Raw genomic sequence first — 15,204 nt, 5'->3', positions numbered from 1 at the left:
GATTGCGGATCCGGCCTTCTTGCTCGGGATACAGGGTGAACCCCCTACTTCTCCAGCACGAACCGCAAGGCATCGCCTCATGTCCAGTCATCCTCATTCCACGTCGCGTGCCTACGCGTCAATAGTGCCAACGCCGCGCCCCGCAACTCTCCGTCTGATGCGTCTGGCGCTGTCGTTCAGCGCAGCGCTCTGCTTCATCCCGGCCGCCCCCGCCACCGCGCAGGCTCAGAGCGCCGAGGCCAGGCGCAGCTACGACATTCCCGGCGGCCCGCTGAGCCAGGTGCTCAATGCCTATGCCAGTGCAGCCGGCGTCGAGCTGAGCATGGACGCCACCTTGCTGCATGGCAAGCACAGCAACGGCCTGTCCGGCAGCTATTCGGTGCGCGAAGGCTACGCCGAACTGTTGCGCGGCCAGGGCCTGCAGGCCCTGAGGGAAAGCAACGGCAGCTACACCTTGCGCCCCGCGCCAGTGTCGCACCAGGACGCCACTACGCTCGACGCGGTGACCGTCACCGCGCAGGCCGCGGAAACCGCCACCGGCCCGCTGCATGGCTACGCAGCCCGGCTCAGCACGGCCGGCACCCGTACCGACACGCCCGTCATCGAAACGCCGCAATCCATCTCGGTCGTGGGCGCGGAAGAAATCGACACCCTGAAGTCGCAGAGCATTCAGGATGCGCTGGGCTACGTGGCGGGCGTCAGCCGCGCCGAAGGCATGGACCGCACATCCGACAGCCTGTTCCTGCGAGGCTTCCGCAGCAATCTGGGCAACTACTATCGCGACGGCATGCTGTACACCGTGAACATCTACAACGGACGGCAAGAGGTGTACGGGCTGGAGCGCATCGAGTTCCTCAAGGGCGCATCGTCCGTCCTTTACGGTTCGGCATCGCCAGGCGGCATCATCAATACGGTAAGCAAGCGCCCCACCATCGAGCCGCTGCGCGAACTGAACGTGGAAGCGGGCAACTACAGCCGCAAGCAGATATCCGGCGACTTCGGCGGGGCGCTGGACGAGGAAGGCAAATGGTCATACCGCCTGACCGCCCTGCTGCGCGACAGCGATACGTTCATTGACCACGTGCCCGACGACAGGACCTATATCGCGCCTGCAATCACCTGGCAGCCCAGCGCCGCCACCTCGCTGACATTGCTTGCGGAGTACCAGAAGGACCATACCGTCTACGTCTATGGCCTGCCGGCGCAGGGCACGGTGCTCCCCAACGTCAACGGCAAGATCCCCCGCAACCGCTTTACCGGTGAGCCTGGCTTCGATAAATTCAACATGGAGCGCTATTCGATCGGCTATCTGTTCGAACATGCCTTCAACAGCCAGCTGAAACTGCGCAACAGCGCGCGCTACTTCCATGCGGACAGCACCTATCACTCCACCGACATCTGGCAACTCGCGCCCGACCAGCGCCGGACCGCCGACCGAGGGGCAATGCCGCGCTGGGACCGTTCCTCCGCGCTGATCTCCGATACGTCCTTGCAATACGAAGTGGGCAGCGGCATGGTGCGCCACACCTTGCTGGCGGGCATCGATTACTCGCTGCCCAAGCACGAAACCGAACGCTACATCCGCAGCAACAACAATATCGACCTCTACGATCCCGGCTACGGCGCGCCATTGGGCCCCGCCGCGCCCTTCCCCGGATCTTCCTCCATCACCGACATGAAGCGCCTGGGCATCTACGTTCAGGACCAGATCAAGATCGCCGACAAATGGGTGGTCCTGCTGGGCGGGCGCCAGGATTGGGTCACGGTCGACGAGCGCAACTTCTTCACCGACGAAAAAATTGCGGACGGCGAAAAAAGCAAGGCCTTCACCGGCCGCGCCGGCCTGGTCTACCTGGCCGACAACGGGCTGGCGCCGTTCCTGAGCTACAGCGAGTCGTTCGAGCCGACCAACGGCCAGGACCGCCAGGGCAGCCGCTTCCAGCCCACCACCGGCCAGCAATACGAAGCCGGCCTGCGCTACCAGCCCGCGGGCTCGGACACCATGCTCTCGGCAGCGGTCTACCAACTGACCCGCAAGAACATGACCACGACCGATCCCCTGAACACGTCCTACCAGATACAGGCCGGCGAGGCGCGAACCCGCGGCCTGGAACTGGAAGCGCGCACCCGCATCGGCCGCAATGCCAACCTGATCGCGGCCTACGCCTATACCGACGCGCGCACGCTCAAAGCCAGCCCCTTGCAGCCCGACGAGGAAGGCAAGCGCCTGAACTCGGTCCCCTACAACCAGTTCTCGCTATGGGGCGACTACGGCTTCGGCGACTTCGGCCTGCCGGGCCTGAGAATCGGCGCAGGGATACGCTATGTAGGCAGCACGCGCGGCATGGCACACGGCATGCCAGTGGAGGTGCCGTCCTTCACGCTGTTCGACGCCATGATCAGCTACGCGACGGGCCCGTGGAAGTTCGCCCTGAACGCGTCCAACCTGACCGACAAGACCTATATTGGCAGTTGCACCTACGGCTGCTTCTACGGCGAACCCCGCCGAGTGATAGGCACCGCCACCTACCGCTGGTAAAGCCCGGCCGGCCCCCGCTCGCACCAGAGCACGGGCCGGCGCCCCTGCCACCTCTCCGTCCACCAGCCGGACACCCAAAATCCCCCATTTGTCCGCCCCCCGCGACTTTTAGTACTATCTCTTTCAGAAATTCTATATACGCACAAATGTTCGCATGTAGAACAAAACGATTTTTCTGGCCAGGCGCACAGGAAGGCACTCCGGAAGAGACAGAAAGCATCCTGGTTCCGCACGTGCCGCCCGCAAGCCCGGCGTGTCAGTCAGCACCGAGCGAACCCTCATGGATACTCCCCTCAAAAATCTCGCCATCGTCGGCGCAGGCGCCATGGGCAGCGGCATCGCCGCGCTGTTCGCCTCGAAGGGATTGAATGTCGTCCTGATCGACCCTATGGAAGGCGCGCTGGAGCGCGCACTGCAGACGATAGACCGCCAGTTGAACGTCTACGCCCCTGGCCAGGTCCAGGAAGCGATGCAGCGCATACAAGTCGCGCCCGGACTGGAAGCGGCCTGCAACAGCGATCTGGTCATCGAAGCCGTGCCGGAAAACCTGGAGCTCAAGCGCGGCATCTTCGCCAAGCTGGATTCCCTGTGTCCGGCGCACACCCTCTTCGCCACCAACACCTCCGGCCTGTCCATCAACGCCATCGCCAGCGCGGTGGTGCGCCGCGACCGCTTCGTGGGCACCCATTTCTTCACGCCTGCGGACGTGATTCCGCTGGTGGAAGTCGTGCGCAACGACGGCACTTCTGAAGACACCGTCGCCCGGGTCATGGCCACGTTGCGTTATGCCGGCAAGCGCCCGGTGCTGGTGCGCCAGGACATCCCCGGCTTCATCGCCAACCGCATTCAGCACGCCCTGGCCCGCGAGGCCATCTCGCTGTTGGAGAAAGGCGTGGCCAGCGCGGAAGACATCGACGAAGTGGTCAAGTGGAGCCTGGGCATCCGCCTGGCCTTGTCGGGTCCGCTGGAACAGCGCGACATGAACGGCATCGACGTGCACTACGCGATCGCCAGCTATCTCTACAAAGACCTGGAAAACCGCACGGAACCCTCCGAACTCCTGAAGAGCAAGGTCGAAAGCGGCCAGATCGGCGCCAAGAGCGGCCAGGGTTTCTACACCTGGAGCCCCGAGCGCCGCGAACGCGTGCTGCGCGAAAAAAGCGCCGCGCTGGGCGAACTGGCCGCGTGGCTCAACGGCAAGGCCGGCGGCTCCTGACGGTTCCGCACGCAAGCATTCACTACATAAGGCGCGGGGCTTCCCGCCACCAGCGCCAACGGGCCACAAGCCCAACCACACAAAGAAAGCAATCGTCCCACCCGCCCCCGCCGATACCCGGCGCCGGGCGGCGCAAGACGCGAAAAAACAGCCTGACCGGAGTTTGTAGGAAGCATCATGAATAAACTGGCTTCATTCTTTACCGAGCTGATGCGCAAGTATCTGCCCGATCCCTTCGTCTTCGCGATCGCGCTGACCCTGCTCACCGTGCTGCTGGCCATGGGCGTCGAAGGCAAGGGCATCGGCGACATCACCCGCGCCTGGGGCAACGGCTTCTGGAGCCTCTTGGCCTTCACGACCCAGATGGCCGTGATCCTGGCAATGGGCTATGTGCTGGCCACCGCGCCGCTCACCGACCGCCTGCTCAACCGCATCGTCAGCCACGTGCACAAGCCGCATACCGCCATCATCGTGGCGACGCTGGTCGGCGGCATCGGCAGCTACCTGAACTGGGGCTTCGGCCTGGTCATCGGTGGCATTGTCGCCAAGAAGCTGGCGCTCAAGGTCAAGGGCGTGCACTACCCGCTGATCATCGCTGCCGCTTACAGCGGCTTCACCATGTACGGCCTGGGCCTGTCGGCCAGCATCCCCGTGCTGGTGGCGACGCCCAACCACCCCACCGCCAAGCAGATGGGCACCATCCCGCTGTCGGAAACCATTTTCTCGGTGCCCATGCTGATCACCAGCCTGGTCATCATCGTGACGCTGCCGCTGCTCAACGCCTGGCTGCACCCGAAGAAGGGCGAGAAGATCGTTGAAGTGGACCCGGCCATCGACCGCGACGCCAACACGTCCAACGCCGCCGAAGACATGCTGGAAAAGGGCACCATCGCCTCCAAGCTGAACAACAGCCGCATCCTGAGCCTGCTGATCGGCGCGCTGGGCATCGCCTACGTCACCTTCCACTTCATGGACGGCGGCTCGCTGGACCTGAACCTGATCAACTTCATCATCCTGTTCCTGGGCATCATCCTGCTGGGCACGCCGGCGGCCTACGTGGCCAAGCTGACCGAAGGCATCAAGACGATCTCCGGCATCATCCTGCAATACCCCTTCTACGCCGGCATCATGGCCATCATGGCCGCCTCCGGCCTGGTCACCACGATCTCGCAAGTGTTCGTCGACGTGGCCACGCCCGAATCGCTGCCGTTCTGGGGCCTGATCAGTTCGTTCGTCATCAACTTCTTCGCGCCGTCCGCCGGCGGCCACTGGGTCATCCAGGGTCCGTTCATGATCGACGCCGCCAAGGAAATCGGCAGCGCGCTGAACCAGACCACCATGGCCGTGATGCTGGGCAACGCCTGGAACGACCTGGTGCAGCCTTTCTGGATCCTGCCGGCGCTGGCGCTGTCCAAGCTCAAGCTGCGCGACGTGATGGGCTATACCGTCATCATGATGCTGTGGGTCGGCGTGATCCACATCACCGCCGTGCTGCTGTGGGGCTACTTGACGCATTGAGCCCCGTACGCGCTGACTTTGGAAAAAGGGAACTGATATGAGCAAACCTACTGCGTATCTCGTGACCGGCGGCAGCGCCGGGATCGGAGCGGCGATCATCCGCATGCTGCTGGATGCGGGCCATAAGGTCGTCAACATCGACTACAAGCTGCCCGAAAATCCGCCTGCGGGGCTGGTGTCATATCAGGCCGACCTGACCGACGAAGCGCGCACCAAGGAAGTCGCCCGCGAAGTGACCGAGGCCTACAGCATCGTGGGCCTGGTCAACAACGCCGGCGCCACCCGCCCCGGCACGGCCGACACGGCCACGCTGGCGGACCTGGACTATGTGGTGAACCTGCATCTGCGCACCGCGTTGATCCTGGTGCAGGCCGCGCTGCCCGCCATGCGCGAGGCCGGCTTCGGCCGCATCGTGAACATGTCGTCGCGCGCCGCGCTGGGCAAGCCGGACCGCGTGGTCTATTCGGCCACCAAGGCCGGCCTGGTGGGCCTGACCCGCACGCTGGCCATGGAGCTGGGCGGCGACGGCATCACCGTCAACGCCATCGGTCCCGGCCCCATCGCCACTGATCTGTTCACCAAGAGCAATCCTGCTGGCGCGCCGCAGACTGAACGCATCATCAACAGCATCGTGGTCAAGCGCCTGGGCACGCCCGAGGACGTGGCGCGCGCCGCGATGTTCTTCCTGTCTCCGGACAACGGCTTCGTCACCGGACAGATGCTGTATGTCTGCGGCGGCACGACGTTGGGCGTCGCGCCGATCTGAGGCCAGCCATGCGCACGCCTGCCGCCCTTTTCGCCCCCCTGCCGCGCCTAACGGCGCAGCAGGGCGTGGTTGATCTGGTCGGCCGCGCGGCGCAGCGGCGGCAGGAACGCCGCCAGCATTTCCTCGCGCGTGAAGCGATTGGCATGGCCGCTGACATTCATCGCGGCGATCACGCGGCCGCTGCGGTCCATGATGGGCACGGCCACCGACTGCAGCCCCGGCTCCAGTTCCTGCGCGACGCAAGCGTAGCCGTCGGCGCGCACCCCGGCCAGCACGCGCTTGAGTTCGACGATATCCGTGATGGTGTGCGGCGTGTAGGACTGGATCTGGCTCAACGCCAACGCCCGGTCCAGCTCCGGCTCCGTCAGCCCCGCCAGCAGCACGCGGCCCATCGACGTCACCCAGGCCGGCAGGCGGCTGCCCACGGCCAGGTTGATGGTCATGACCTTATGCGTGGACAGGCGCAGGATGTAGACGATGTCCGCGCCCTCCAGAACCGACACGGAACACGACTCCCGCGTCTGCTCGGCCACTTCTTCCATGTACGGCAGCGCCAGGTTCCACAGCGGCGTGCCGGACAGATAGGCGTAGCCGAGTTCCAGGATGCGCGGCGTCAGCGAGAACTTGCGGTCGTCGACGGTGACGTAGCCCAGGTGCTCCAGCGTCAGCAGGATGCGGCGCGCGCCGGCGCGGGTCAGCCCTGTCACCGCGGCGACCTCGGACAAGGTCATCTGCGAACGGTCGGGGCCGAAGGCCCGGATCACGGACAAGCCGCGCGCGAAGGACTGCACGTAGCTGTCGCTGGGTTGCTGGGTATCTTGCTCGGCCATCCGTCTACCGCAAAAAGAGTAAATGGAGATGACGCCGCGCCGGCTCGCCTTGACGCCCGGTTCATCCCCATGAAACGATGTTCTTCAGAAGAACGAAAGTTCTAATTAAGAACAAATTATGACACGCCACCTATGAGCAAACATCATGATTTCTAAGCTTGTTGCAAGCGCGGCGGCCGCCCTGGCGGACGTACCCGACGGCGCCACCGTCATGATCGGCGGCTTCGGCACTGCCGGCCAGCCCATGGAACTGATCGACGCCCTGCTCGAGCAGGGCGCCAAGGACCTGGTCATCATCAACAACAACGCCGGCAACGGCACCACCGGCCTGGCCGCCCTGCTGGGCGCCAACCGCGTGCGCAAGATCATCTGCTCATTCCCGCGCCAGGTGGACTCGCAGATCTTCGACGGCCTGTACCGCAGCGGCAAGATCGAACTGGAACTCGTGCCCCAGGGCAATCTGGCCGAACGCATCCGCGCCGCCGGCGCCGGCATCGGCGCGTTCTTCACTCCCACCGGCTACGGCACGCCGCTGGCCGACGGCAAGGAAATCCGCGAGATCAACGGCCGCCAGTACGTGCTGGAATATCCGCTGCACGCCGACTATGCGCTCATCAAGGCCGAGCGCGGCGACCGCTGGGGCAATCTGGTCTACCGCAAGACCGCCCGCAACTTCGGCCCCATCATGGCCAGCGCCGCGCGCGTAGCCGTGGCGCAAGTGCGCGAAGTGGTCGAACTGGGCGAGCTGGACCCCGAAACCGTCGTGACCCCCGGCATCTTCGTGAAACGCGTCGTGCAGATCGCAGCCACCCCGGCCGCCAAGGAGCAGCAATGAGCACCAAACTGACCCGCGACCAGATCGCCGCCCGCGTGGCGCAGGACATTCCCGAAGGCGCCTACGTGAACCTGGGCATCGGCCTGCCCACGCTCGTCGCCAACCATCTGCCGGCCGACCGCGAAGTCATCCTGCATACCGAAAACGGCATGCTGGGCATGGGTCCCGCCCCCGCCAAGGGCGAAGAAGACTACGACCTGATCAACGCCGGCAAGCAGCCCGTGACCGAGCTGCCCGGCTGCTCGTTCTTCCATCACGCCGACTCGTTCGCGATGATGCGCGGCGGCCACCTGGACATCTGCGTGCTGGGCGCCTTCCAGGTGTCGCAACACGGCGACCTGGCCAACTGGCACACCGGCGCGCCCGACGCGATTCCCGCCGTGGGCGGCGCGATGGACCTGGCCATTGGCGCCAAGGACGTCTTCGTGATGATGGAACTGCAGACCCGCGAAGGCCAGAGCAAACTGGTCGAAGCCTGCACCTATCCGCTGACCGGCGTGCGTTGCGTGTCGCGCGTCTACACCGACGTGGCGGTGTTCGACATCCGCGCTGACGGCGTGACCGTCACCGACATGTTCGGCGACACCACCGCCGACGAGCTGCTGCGCCTGACGGGCCTGCCGCTGAAGTTTTCCCGCTGAGTTTTGTGCGCGCTCCGGCAGGGCCGGAGCGGCTTTACAGGAGAGAGTCATCATGTTGTTCATGGTTCAAATGCAGGTCAATCTTCCCGTCGACATGCCCGCCGACCGCGCCGACAAGCTGAAGGCCGACGAAAAGGCCCTGGCGCAGCAGCTGCAGCGCGACGGCAAGTGGAAGAACCTGTGGCGCGTGGCCGGCCGCTACGCCAACGTCAGCATCTTCGACGTCGAAAGCAACGATGAACTGCACACGCTGCTGTCGTCGCTGCCGCTGTTCCCTTACATGGATATCAACGTCACGGCGCTGGCGCGCCACCCCTCGGCGATCTGACAGGAGCAGTCCATGCCCTACATCATCGAAACCTTCGACAAGCCCGACCACCAGGAAGTGCGCCAGCAGCATCGCGCCGCACACCTGGAATACCTGGACGCGAACAAGCAGCTGCTGCTGGCCTGCGGCGCCAAACTGCAGGACGACGGCAAGGACGCCGGCGGCGGCCTGTACATCGTGGCGCTGGAAACGCGCGACGCCGCGCAGCAGTTCATCGATGCCGATCCGTTCTCCCAGGCCGGCCTGTTCGAGCGCGTGACCATCACGCGCTGGCGCAAGGCCTACCTCGACGGCGTCTGCCATCTGTAATCGCAAGGAATAAACCCACATGTCTTACGCCGATCTCAGCCAGGCACGGCTGTACTACGTCATCGATGGCCCCGCGGACGCGCCGGTGCTGGTGCTCTCCAACTCGCTGGGCACCTGCTCCGACATGTGGGCCCGCCAGATTCCCGAACTGAGCAAGCACTTCCGCGTGCTGCGCTACGACACCCGCGGCCACGGCAAATCGTCCATCCCCGAAGGCGAATACAGCTTCGAGCAGCTGGGCAACGACGTCGCCGAACTGCTGGCGCACCTGAACATCAAGCGCGCGCACTTCTGCGGCCTGTCGATGGGCGGCCCCACCGGCCTGTGGCTGGCACTGGCGCGTCCCGAGCTGCTGGACAAGCTGATCCTGTGCAACACCGCCGCGCGCATCGGCTCGGCCGAAGGCTGGAGCGCCCGCATCGCCGCGGTCGCCGAACAGACCCTGGAAAAGATGGCGCCCACGCTGGTCGAGCGCTGGCTCACCGACAGCTACCGCGCCGCCGAGCCCGGACTGACCCAGGTGCTGGTCGACATGCTGCGCCGCACGCCGGACGCCGGCTATTCGGGCAACTGCGCCGCGCTGCGCGACGCCGACTTCCGCGAACAGGTGACTTCCGTCAAGGCGCCCACGCTGGTCATCAGCAGCACGCACGATCTGGCCGCCACGCCGGCCCAAGGCCAAGAGCTGGCCGCAGCCATACCTGGCGCGCGCTACTTTGAAATGAACACCTCCCACATCTCGAACTGGGAGCAACCGGAAGTCTTCACCCGCACGGTCGTCGACTTCCTGAAGGGGTAAACGGCATGCAGCGCTGGAAAAACCGGCCCGAAGGCTCCAACTGGGGCGACTTCGGACCCGACGACCAACTCGGCCGCCTGAACCTCATCACCGAAGAACAGGTCCTGAAAGGCGCGCGCGAAATCCGCGCCGGCAAGACCTTCTGCCTGTCGCTGCCGCTGGACCTGCCCGGCGGCAACGTGCTCAACCCGCGTCGCCATCCGCCGCAGCTGAGCCCCACGCGCCTCGCGGACACGCCGTACCTGAACTTCCCGCTGCGCAACGTCAACCCGGACGCGGTCGACGTGCTGAGCGATGACCAGGTGCTGCTGTCGATGCAGTATTCGACGCAATGGGACGCGCTGGCCCACGTGGGCGCCTTGTTCGACGCCGACGGCGACGGCAAGCCCGAACTGCGCTACTACAACGGCTACCAGGCCGGCGTGGACGTCATCGGCCCGGCCGACGGCGACCATACGGGCTGCGGCTGCAACAGCGGCGGCCCGTCCGCCGCGTTGAAGCTGGGGGTGGAAAACCTGGCACAGAAAGGCATGCAGGGCCGCGGCGTGCTGGTGGACCTGTTCCGTCACTACGGCCCCGGCCGCACGCTGATCGGCCACGCGGAGCTGATGCATGTGCTGAATGCCGACGGCATCAGCGTCGAACCCGGCGACATGCTGGTGCTGCGCACCGGCTACGCCGAAGCGGTCGTCGCCATGAACGGCACGCCCGACGCCGCAACGCTGCACACCTACGGCGCCGCGCTGGACGGTACCGACCAGGCGCTGCTGCAATGGATCACCGACAGCGGCATCGCCGCCATCTGTGCCGACAACTACGCCGTGGAAGCCTACCCCGCGCGCGAGAAGACCGGCCCGCGCGCCATGCTGCCGCTGCACCACCATTGCCTGTTCAAGCTGGGACTGCCGCTGGCGGAACTCTGGTATCTGAAGGACCTGGCGGACTGGCTGCACGCCAACGGCCGGCATCACTTCATGCTGACCGCCCCGCCCCTGCGCTTGCCGCACGCGATCGGGTCGCCGGTCACGCCGATCGCGACGGTGTGATTTCTGCACACCGCGCAAATGAAAAGAGCTCCAGACTTGGAGCTCTTTCTTTTGCGCGACGATCACTACTTCATGCCTTCCCAATGCGGGCCAGGCACCACGATATCGAACATCTCCAGCACGCGCGCCACGGTATGGTCCACCATCTCTTCGATGGAAGCGGGCCGGTGGTAGAACGCGGGCAGCGGCGGAAACACGATGCCGCCCATTTCGGTCACGGCCGTCATGTTGCGCAGATGCGCCAGGTTGAACGGCGTCTCGCGCACCATCAGCACCAGACGCCGGCGTTCCTTGAGGGTGACGTCGGCGGCGCGGGTGATGAGGTTATCCGACAGACCATGGGCCACTGCTGCCAGCGTGCGCATGGAGCATGGCACGATCACCATGCCCGCGGTCTGGAACGCGCCGCTGGCCAGGGTGGCGCCCACGTCGCGCACGCTGTGCACGTGGTCCGCCAGGGCATAGACATCATGGCGGCCGACGTCCAGTTCGTGCTTGATGTTCAGCACGCCGGACGCCGACACCACCAGATGCGTTTCGACATCGTCCACGCCGCGCAATGCCTGCAGCATGCGCACCGCGTAAAGGGCGCCCGTGGCGCCCGTGATGCCGATGACCAGTCGCCGCATGGGCTGATCAGGCCGTTGCGCCGGATTGATCCAGCAGCGTCTTCAGTTCACCGGATTCGTTCATCTCGTTCATGATGTCCGAGCCGCCGATGAATTCGCCAGCCACGTACAGCTGCGGAATCGTGGGCCAGCTGGAGAATTCCTTGATGCCCTGGCGGACTTCGTCGTCCTCCAGCACATTGACGGTAACCAGCTTCTTCACGCCACAGCCCTTCAGGATCTGAATGGCCTTGCCGGAAAAGCCGCATTGCGGGAATTGGGCGGTGCCCTTCATGAACAGCACGACGGGGTGCTGGGTCACGGTTTCGCGGATGAATTCTTGAACGTCGCTCATGGTGGTCTCTTGGACAGGCATAACGGAATACGCCAATTATAGGTACAGCGGGGAAATCCGCCCGGATACCCCGGGCGCCCCACCGGGAATGCGGTCAGGCGGGCAGCCGGCCGCCGGAAATGCGCTCGATGCCGGCCAGGTCCTTGCGGCTGTGCACGTCCTGGAATCCGGCCGCGGCCAGCAGGTCGCGCACGGCTTGCGCCTGGTCCCAGCCGTGCTCCAGCCACAGGGCGCCGCCCCTTTTCAGGTGGCGGCCGGCACCCTGGACGATGCGGGCCAGGTCTTCCAGCCCGCCCGCGCCGTCGGTCAGCGCCCCCCGCGGCTCGAAACGCACGTCGCCCTGGTCCAGGTGCGGGTCGTCGCAGGCCACGTAGGGCGGATTGGACACGATCAGGTCGAAACCCTCGCCTGCAGGCACGGCGTCATACCAGCTGCCTTCGACCAGGCGCACGGACGCGGCCAGGTCCCAGGCGTTGGCGGCGGCGACCGCCAGCGCGGCCGCGCTCACGTCGGACGCCATCACCCGCGCGTCGCGGCGCGCCAGTGCTATGGAAATGGCGATGGCGCCGCTGCCGGTGCCCAGGTCCAGCACCGCGGGCGCAGCCTGGCCGGCCAGGCATTCCAGCGCGGTTTCCACCAGCACCTCGGTATCCGGGCGTGGAATCAGCACGTCCGGGGTCACGCGGAAACGGTGACCCATGAATTCGCGGTGGCCCAGCAGGTAGGCCATGGGCTCCCCGGCCAGGCGCCGCTGGGCCAGGGCCTCGTAGGCCGTGGCCGTTTCAGGCAGCAAGGAGTCCGTATCATGCGCCAGCAGCCAGGCGCGCGGCTTGGCCAGCACGTGCTCCAGCAGCATGCGCACCTCCAGGCGGGGCAGGCGCGTGTCGAGCAGCAGGCTTTTCAGCTGGGGCGGCGTCATGGCCGGGCTCAGATGTCGTCGCCCAGGGCCGCCAGCTGCTCGGCCTGGTGTTCGGCGATGAGCGCGCCGGTCAACTCTTCCAGATCGCCTTCCATGATCTGCTGCAGTTTGTACAGCGTCAGGTTGATGCGGTGGTCGGTCACGCGGCCCTGCGGGAAGTTGTAGGTGCGGATGCGCTCGGAGCGGTCGCCCGAGCCGATCAGGCTTTTGCGTTCGGCGGCTTCCTTGCTCTGCCTTTCGCGGGTTTCCTTGTCTTTCAGGCGCGCGGCCAGCACCTGCATGGCCTTGTCCTTGTTGCGGTGCTGGGAGCGGTCGTCCTGGCATTCCACCACCAGGCCGGTCGGCAAGTGGGTGATGCGCACCGCCGAATCGGTCTTGTTGATGTGCTGGCCGCCCGCGCCGCTGGCGCGGAAGGTGTCGATGCGCAGATCATTGGGGTTGATGACGATTTCCGACATCTCGTCCGCTTCGGCCATGATGGCCACCGTGCACGCGGAGGTGTGGATGCGGCCCTGCGCCTCGGTGGCGGGCACGCGCTGCACGCGGTGCGCGCCGGACTCGAACTTCAGACGGCCATAGGCGCCGTCGCCGTCGATGCGCGCGATCACTTCCTTGTAGCCGCCCAGCTCGGAAGCGCTCTCGGACATCAGCTCCACGCGCCAGCCGCGCTGTTCGGCGTAGCGCGTGTACATGCGCAGCAGGTCGCCCGAGAACAGCGCGCTTTCGTCGCCGCCCGTGCCCGCGCGGATTTCCAGGAACAGGCTGCGCCCGTCGTTGGGGTCGCGCGGCAGCAGCAACAATTGCAGCGCGGCTTCCAGTTCTTCGAGCTTGGCGCGGCCGGACTTGATCTCGTCCTCGGCCATGGACTTCAGATCCGGGTCGGACAGCATTTCCTGGGCCGCGGCCAGATCATCCTCGGTGCGGGCGAAAGCGGTGAAGGCCTCGACCACCGGCTCCAGTTCGGCGCGTTCGCGCGAGAGCTTGCGGAAACGGTCCATGTCGGACGCGGTTTCCGGTTCGGCGAGCAGGGCATCGACCTCGATAAGGCGGTGACACAGGTGCTCCAGCCGGCTGCGCATGGAAGATTTCATGGGGAATGACCAAAAAGAAATGCGGGAAAGCGGATAGCGGGCGCCCAAAAGACGAACGCCCGCCAGGAGGCGGGACGTGGGGCAGAATCGCTAACGGCGGGAGTCGCGGCCGGGGAACAGGCGCGGCATCCAGGCAAGCAGCTGCTTGCGGTCGTCGCCTTCGCTGCGGTTCAGCGCCGCCAGCGGGCCGTGCAGGTACTTCTGCGTCAGGCCGTGGGCCAACTGCTCGAGCACGGCTTCCGGCGATTCGCCCCGCGCCAGCAGGCGGCGGGCGCGTTCCAGCTCGGCGCTGCGGACGTCTTCGGCGGCCTGGTGCAGGTCGCGGATGACGGGCACCACTTCGCGGGACTGCATCCAGTGCATGAAGCCCTGGACGCGGGTTTCGATGATGGCTTCGGCCTGCACCACGGCCGCGCGGCGCGCGTCCGTGCCGGTCTGCACCAGGCGGCCCAGGTCGTCCACCGAATACAGGTAGACGTCGTCCAGGCGGCCGACTTCGGGTTCGATGTCGCGCGGCACGGCCAGGTCGATCATGACCATGGGGCGATGCCGGCGCAGGCGCGTGGCCCGTTCCACCATCCCCAAACCGAGGATGGGCAGGGAGCTTGCCGTACAGGACACGATGACGTCGAACTCGGACAGGCGGTCCGTCAGGTCAGACAGCTTCATGGTGCTGGCCGCGAACCGGTTGGCCAGGACTTCGGCGCGTTCGGCCGTACGGTTGGCCACGACCATGCTGCGCGGACGCTGCGCGGCGAAGTGCGTGGCGCACAGTTCGATCATTTCGCCCGCGCCGATGAACAGCGTGCGGGCCTGGTCCAGATTGCCGAACACGCGCTCGGCCAGGCGCACCGCGGCGGCGGCCATGGACACCGACTGCGCGCCGATGGCGGTCTGCGACCGCACTTCCTTGGCCACCGAGAAGGTGCGCTGGAACATCTGGTGCAGCAAGGTGCCCAGCGAGCCGGCTTCGCCGGCGGCGCGCACGGCGTCCTTCATCTGGCCCACGATCTGGGTTTCGCCCAGCACCATGGAATCCAGGCCGCTGGCCACGCGGAAGGCGTGGCGCACGGCGTCGTCCTGATGGTGGCGGTAGAGATGCGGGCGCAGCGTGCCGGCGTCCAGGCGGTTGTAATCAGCCAGCCAGGCGGGCAGTTGGTCGGCCACATGGCCGTCGGCCGCGCAATAGATTTCGGTGCGGTTACAGGTGGACAGGATGGCGGCTTCGCGTACCGAGCCGCCGAACGCCGAGCGCAGGCCCTCGATTGCAGGCTTCACCAGATCGACGGGCATGGACACCCGCTCGCGGACCGAAACCGGCGCGGACGTGTGATTCAGACCGAAGGCAAGGACAGCTACCGACATGTGGGAAGGATGGCCGGGCCATCCGCGCGTGAGCGTTAA

Annotated in this window: 16 protein-coding genes; 10 read left to right on the top strand and 6 right to left on the bottom strand. The window is 65.8% G+C overall.

From position 1 onward, the window contains the following. Positions 1 to 157: 157 nt before the first annotated feature. The 4 genes from IPU70_RS13715 (at position 158) to IPU70_RS13700 (ending at position 6,039) form a co-directional block, all read left to right on the top strand. Positions 158 to 2,539, top strand: coding sequence for a TonB-dependent siderophore receptor (locus IPU70_RS13715; protein ID WP_242702490.1), 2,382 nt, complete (start codon positions 158 to 160; stop codon positions 2,537 to 2,539). A 280-nt stretch (positions 2,540 to 2,819) separates the two neighbouring features. After that, entirely contained in the window at positions 2,820 to 3,755 is a 936-nt protein-coding gene (locus IPU70_RS13710) for a 3-hydroxyacyl-CoA dehydrogenase family protein (RefSeq protein WP_207467974.1), read from the top strand. Positions 3,756 to 3,932: 177 nt separating this feature from the next. Beyond that, the gene (locus tag IPU70_RS13705) at positions 3,933 to 5,273 is read left to right on the top strand and encodes a short-chain fatty acid transporter (protein WP_013396541.1); all 1,341 of its coding nucleotides are present in this window, start codon (positions 3,933 to 3,935) and stop codon (positions 5,271 to 5,273) included. Positions 5,274 to 5,310: 37 nt separating this feature from the next. Further along, complete coding sequence (locus IPU70_RS13700) at positions 5,311 to 6,039, top strand: SDR family NAD(P)-dependent oxidoreductase (RefSeq protein ID WP_207467972.1); 729 nt, start codon at positions 5,311 to 5,313, stop codon at positions 6,037 to 6,039. A 47-nt stretch (positions 6,040 to 6,086) separates the two neighbouring features. Here IPU70_RS13700 and IPU70_RS13695 read toward each other — a convergent pair whose 3' ends face one another. Then, positions 6,087 to 6,869 (bottom strand): IclR family transcriptional regulator, encoded by a 783-nt coding sequence (locus tag IPU70_RS13695; RefSeq protein ID WP_207467970.1) that lies wholly within the window; start codon positions 6,867 to 6,869, stop codon positions 6,087 to 6,089. A 145-nt stretch (positions 6,870 to 7,014) separates the two neighbouring features. On the opposite strand from IPU70_RS13695, the gene IPU70_RS13690 reads away from it, so the two are divergent. From IPU70_RS13690 to IPU70_RS13665, 6 genes are read left to right on the top strand one after another with little or no spacing between them, the layout of a single operon-like run. Then, positions 7,015 to 7,704, top strand: coding sequence for a 3-oxoacid CoA-transferase subunit A (locus IPU70_RS13690; protein ID WP_013396544.1), 690 nt, complete (start codon positions 7,015 to 7,017; stop codon positions 7,702 to 7,704). Then, positions 7,701 to 8,345 (top strand): 3-oxoacid CoA-transferase subunit B, encoded by a 645-nt coding sequence (locus IPU70_RS13685; protein WP_207467969.1) that lies wholly within the window; start codon positions 7,701 to 7,703, stop codon positions 8,343 to 8,345. Before IPU70_RS13690 ends, IPU70_RS13685 begins: the two co-directional genes overlap by 4 nt. A gap of 52 nt (positions 8,346 to 8,397) precedes the next feature. Beyond that, positions 8,398 to 8,673, top strand: a complete 276-nt coding sequence (catC, locus tag IPU70_RS13680) for a muconolactone Delta-isomerase (protein WP_043546701.1) — start codon at positions 8,398 to 8,400, stop codon at positions 8,671 to 8,673. Between the two features lie 12 nt (positions 8,674 to 8,685). Further along, positions 8,686 to 8,982 carry a YciI family protein gene (locus IPU70_RS13675; RefSeq protein WP_207467968.1) on the top strand — a complete coding sequence of 99 codons (297 nt, stop codon included), beginning with the start codon at positions 8,686 to 8,688 and terminating at the stop codon, positions 8,980 to 8,982. Between the two features lie 19 nt (positions 8,983 to 9,001). Next, positions 9,002 to 9,781, top strand: a complete 780-nt coding sequence (gene pcaD / locus IPU70_RS13670; protein WP_207467967.1) for a 3-oxoadipate enol-lactonase — start codon at positions 9,002 to 9,004, stop codon at positions 9,779 to 9,781. A 5-nt stretch (positions 9,782 to 9,786) separates the two neighbouring features. Next, positions 9,787 to 10,827, top strand: a complete 1,041-nt coding sequence (locus IPU70_RS13665; RefSeq protein WP_207467966.1) for a cyclase family protein — start codon at positions 9,787 to 9,789, stop codon at positions 10,825 to 10,827. A gap of 65 nt (positions 10,828 to 10,892) precedes the next feature. On the opposite strand, the gene IPU70_RS13660 is transcribed toward IPU70_RS13665, so the two are convergent. From IPU70_RS13660 to hemA, 5 genes are all read right to left on the bottom strand, one after another. Next, positions 10,893 to 11,456, bottom strand: a complete 564-nt coding sequence (locus IPU70_RS13660; protein ID WP_207467965.1) for a UbiX family flavin prenyltransferase — start codon at positions 11,454 to 11,456, stop codon at positions 10,893 to 10,895. Positions 11,457 to 11,463: 7 nt separating this feature from the next. Then, positions 11,464 to 11,790 (bottom strand): Grx4 family monothiol glutaredoxin, encoded by a 327-nt coding sequence (gene grxD / locus IPU70_RS13655; RefSeq protein ID WP_041654416.1) that lies wholly within the window; start codon positions 11,788 to 11,790, stop codon positions 11,464 to 11,466. A gap of 94 nt (positions 11,791 to 11,884) precedes the next feature. After that, positions 11,885 to 12,709: a peptide chain release factor N(5)-glutamine methyltransferase gene (gene prmC / locus IPU70_RS13650; RefSeq protein WP_207467964.1), complete on the bottom strand. Its 825-nt coding sequence runs from the start codon at positions 12,707 to 12,709 to the stop codon at positions 11,885 to 11,887. Positions 12,710 to 12,717: 8 nt separating this feature from the next. Further along, positions 12,718 to 13,800, bottom strand: coding sequence for a peptide chain release factor 1 (gene prfA, locus IPU70_RS13645; RefSeq protein ID WP_013396553.1), 1,083 nt, complete (start codon positions 13,798 to 13,800; stop codon positions 12,718 to 12,720). Between the two features lie 90 nt (positions 13,801 to 13,890). Continuing rightward, entirely contained in the window at positions 13,891 to 15,165 is a 1,275-nt protein-coding gene (gene hemA / locus IPU70_RS13640) for a glutamyl-tRNA reductase (RefSeq protein ID WP_013396554.1), read from the bottom strand. Positions 15,166 to 15,204 lie beyond the last annotated feature (39 nt).

It is taken from the genome of Achromobacter sp. SD115 (assembly GCF_017355315.1).
In the GTDB taxonomy this organism is placed as follows: Bacteria; Pseudomonadota; Gammaproteobacteria; order Burkholderiales; family Burkholderiaceae_B; genus Achromobacter; species Achromobacter xylosoxidans_B.
This window is presented reverse-complemented; position numbering and strand designations above follow the sequence as displayed.

Coding starts and splice junctions, on each gene's coding strand:
- IPU70_RS13715 (WP_242702490.1), top strand. CDS start 158: ATGCGTCTGGCGCTGTCGTTCAGCGCAGCGCTCTGCTTCATCCCGGCC.
- IPU70_RS13710 (WP_207467974.1), top strand. CDS start 2,820: ATGGATACTCCCCTCAAAAATCTCGCCATCGTCGGCGCAGGCGCCATG.
- IPU70_RS13705 (WP_013396541.1), top strand. CDS start 3,933: ATGAATAAACTGGCTTCATTCTTTACCGAGCTGATGCGCAAGTATCTG.
- IPU70_RS13700 (WP_207467972.1), top strand. CDS start 5,311: ATGAGCAAACCTACTGCGTATCTCGTGACCGGCGGCAGCGCCGGGATC.
- IPU70_RS13695 (WP_207467970.1), bottom strand. CDS start 6,869: ATGGCCGAGCAAGATACCCAGCAACCCAGCGACAGCTACGTGCAGTCC.
- IPU70_RS13690 (WP_013396544.1), top strand. CDS start 7,015: ATGATTTCTAAGCTTGTTGCAAGCGCGGCGGCCGCCCTGGCGGACGTA.
- IPU70_RS13685 (WP_207467969.1), top strand. CDS start 7,701: ATGAGCACCAAACTGACCCGCGACCAGATCGCCGCCCGCGTGGCGCAG.
- catC (WP_043546701.1), top strand. CDS start 8,398: ATGTTGTTCATGGTTCAAATGCAGGTCAATCTTCCCGTCGACATGCCC.
- IPU70_RS13675 (WP_207467968.1), top strand. CDS start 8,686: ATGCCCTACATCATCGAAACCTTCGACAAGCCCGACCACCAGGAAGTG.
- pcaD (WP_207467967.1), top strand. CDS start 9,002: ATGTCTTACGCCGATCTCAGCCAGGCACGGCTGTACTACGTCATCGAT.
- IPU70_RS13665 (WP_207467966.1), top strand. CDS start 9,787: ATGCAGCGCTGGAAAAACCGGCCCGAAGGCTCCAACTGGGGCGACTTC.
- IPU70_RS13660 (WP_207467965.1), bottom strand. CDS start 11,456: ATGCGGCGACTGGTCATCGGCATCACGGGCGCCACGGGCGCCCTTTAC.
- grxD (WP_041654416.1), bottom strand. CDS start 11,790: ATGAGCGACGTTCAAGAATTCATCCGCGAAACCGTGACCCAGCACCCC.
- prmC (WP_207467964.1), bottom strand. CDS start 12,709: ATGACGCCGCCCCAGCTGAAAAGCCTGCTGCTCGACACGCGCCTGCCC.
- prfA (WP_013396553.1), bottom strand. CDS start 13,800: ATGAAATCTTCCATGCGCAGCCGGCTGGAGCACCTGTGTCACCGCCTT.
- hemA (WP_013396554.1), bottom strand. CDS start 15,165: ATGTCGGTAGCTGTCCTTGCCTTCGGTCTGAATCACACGTCCGCGCCG.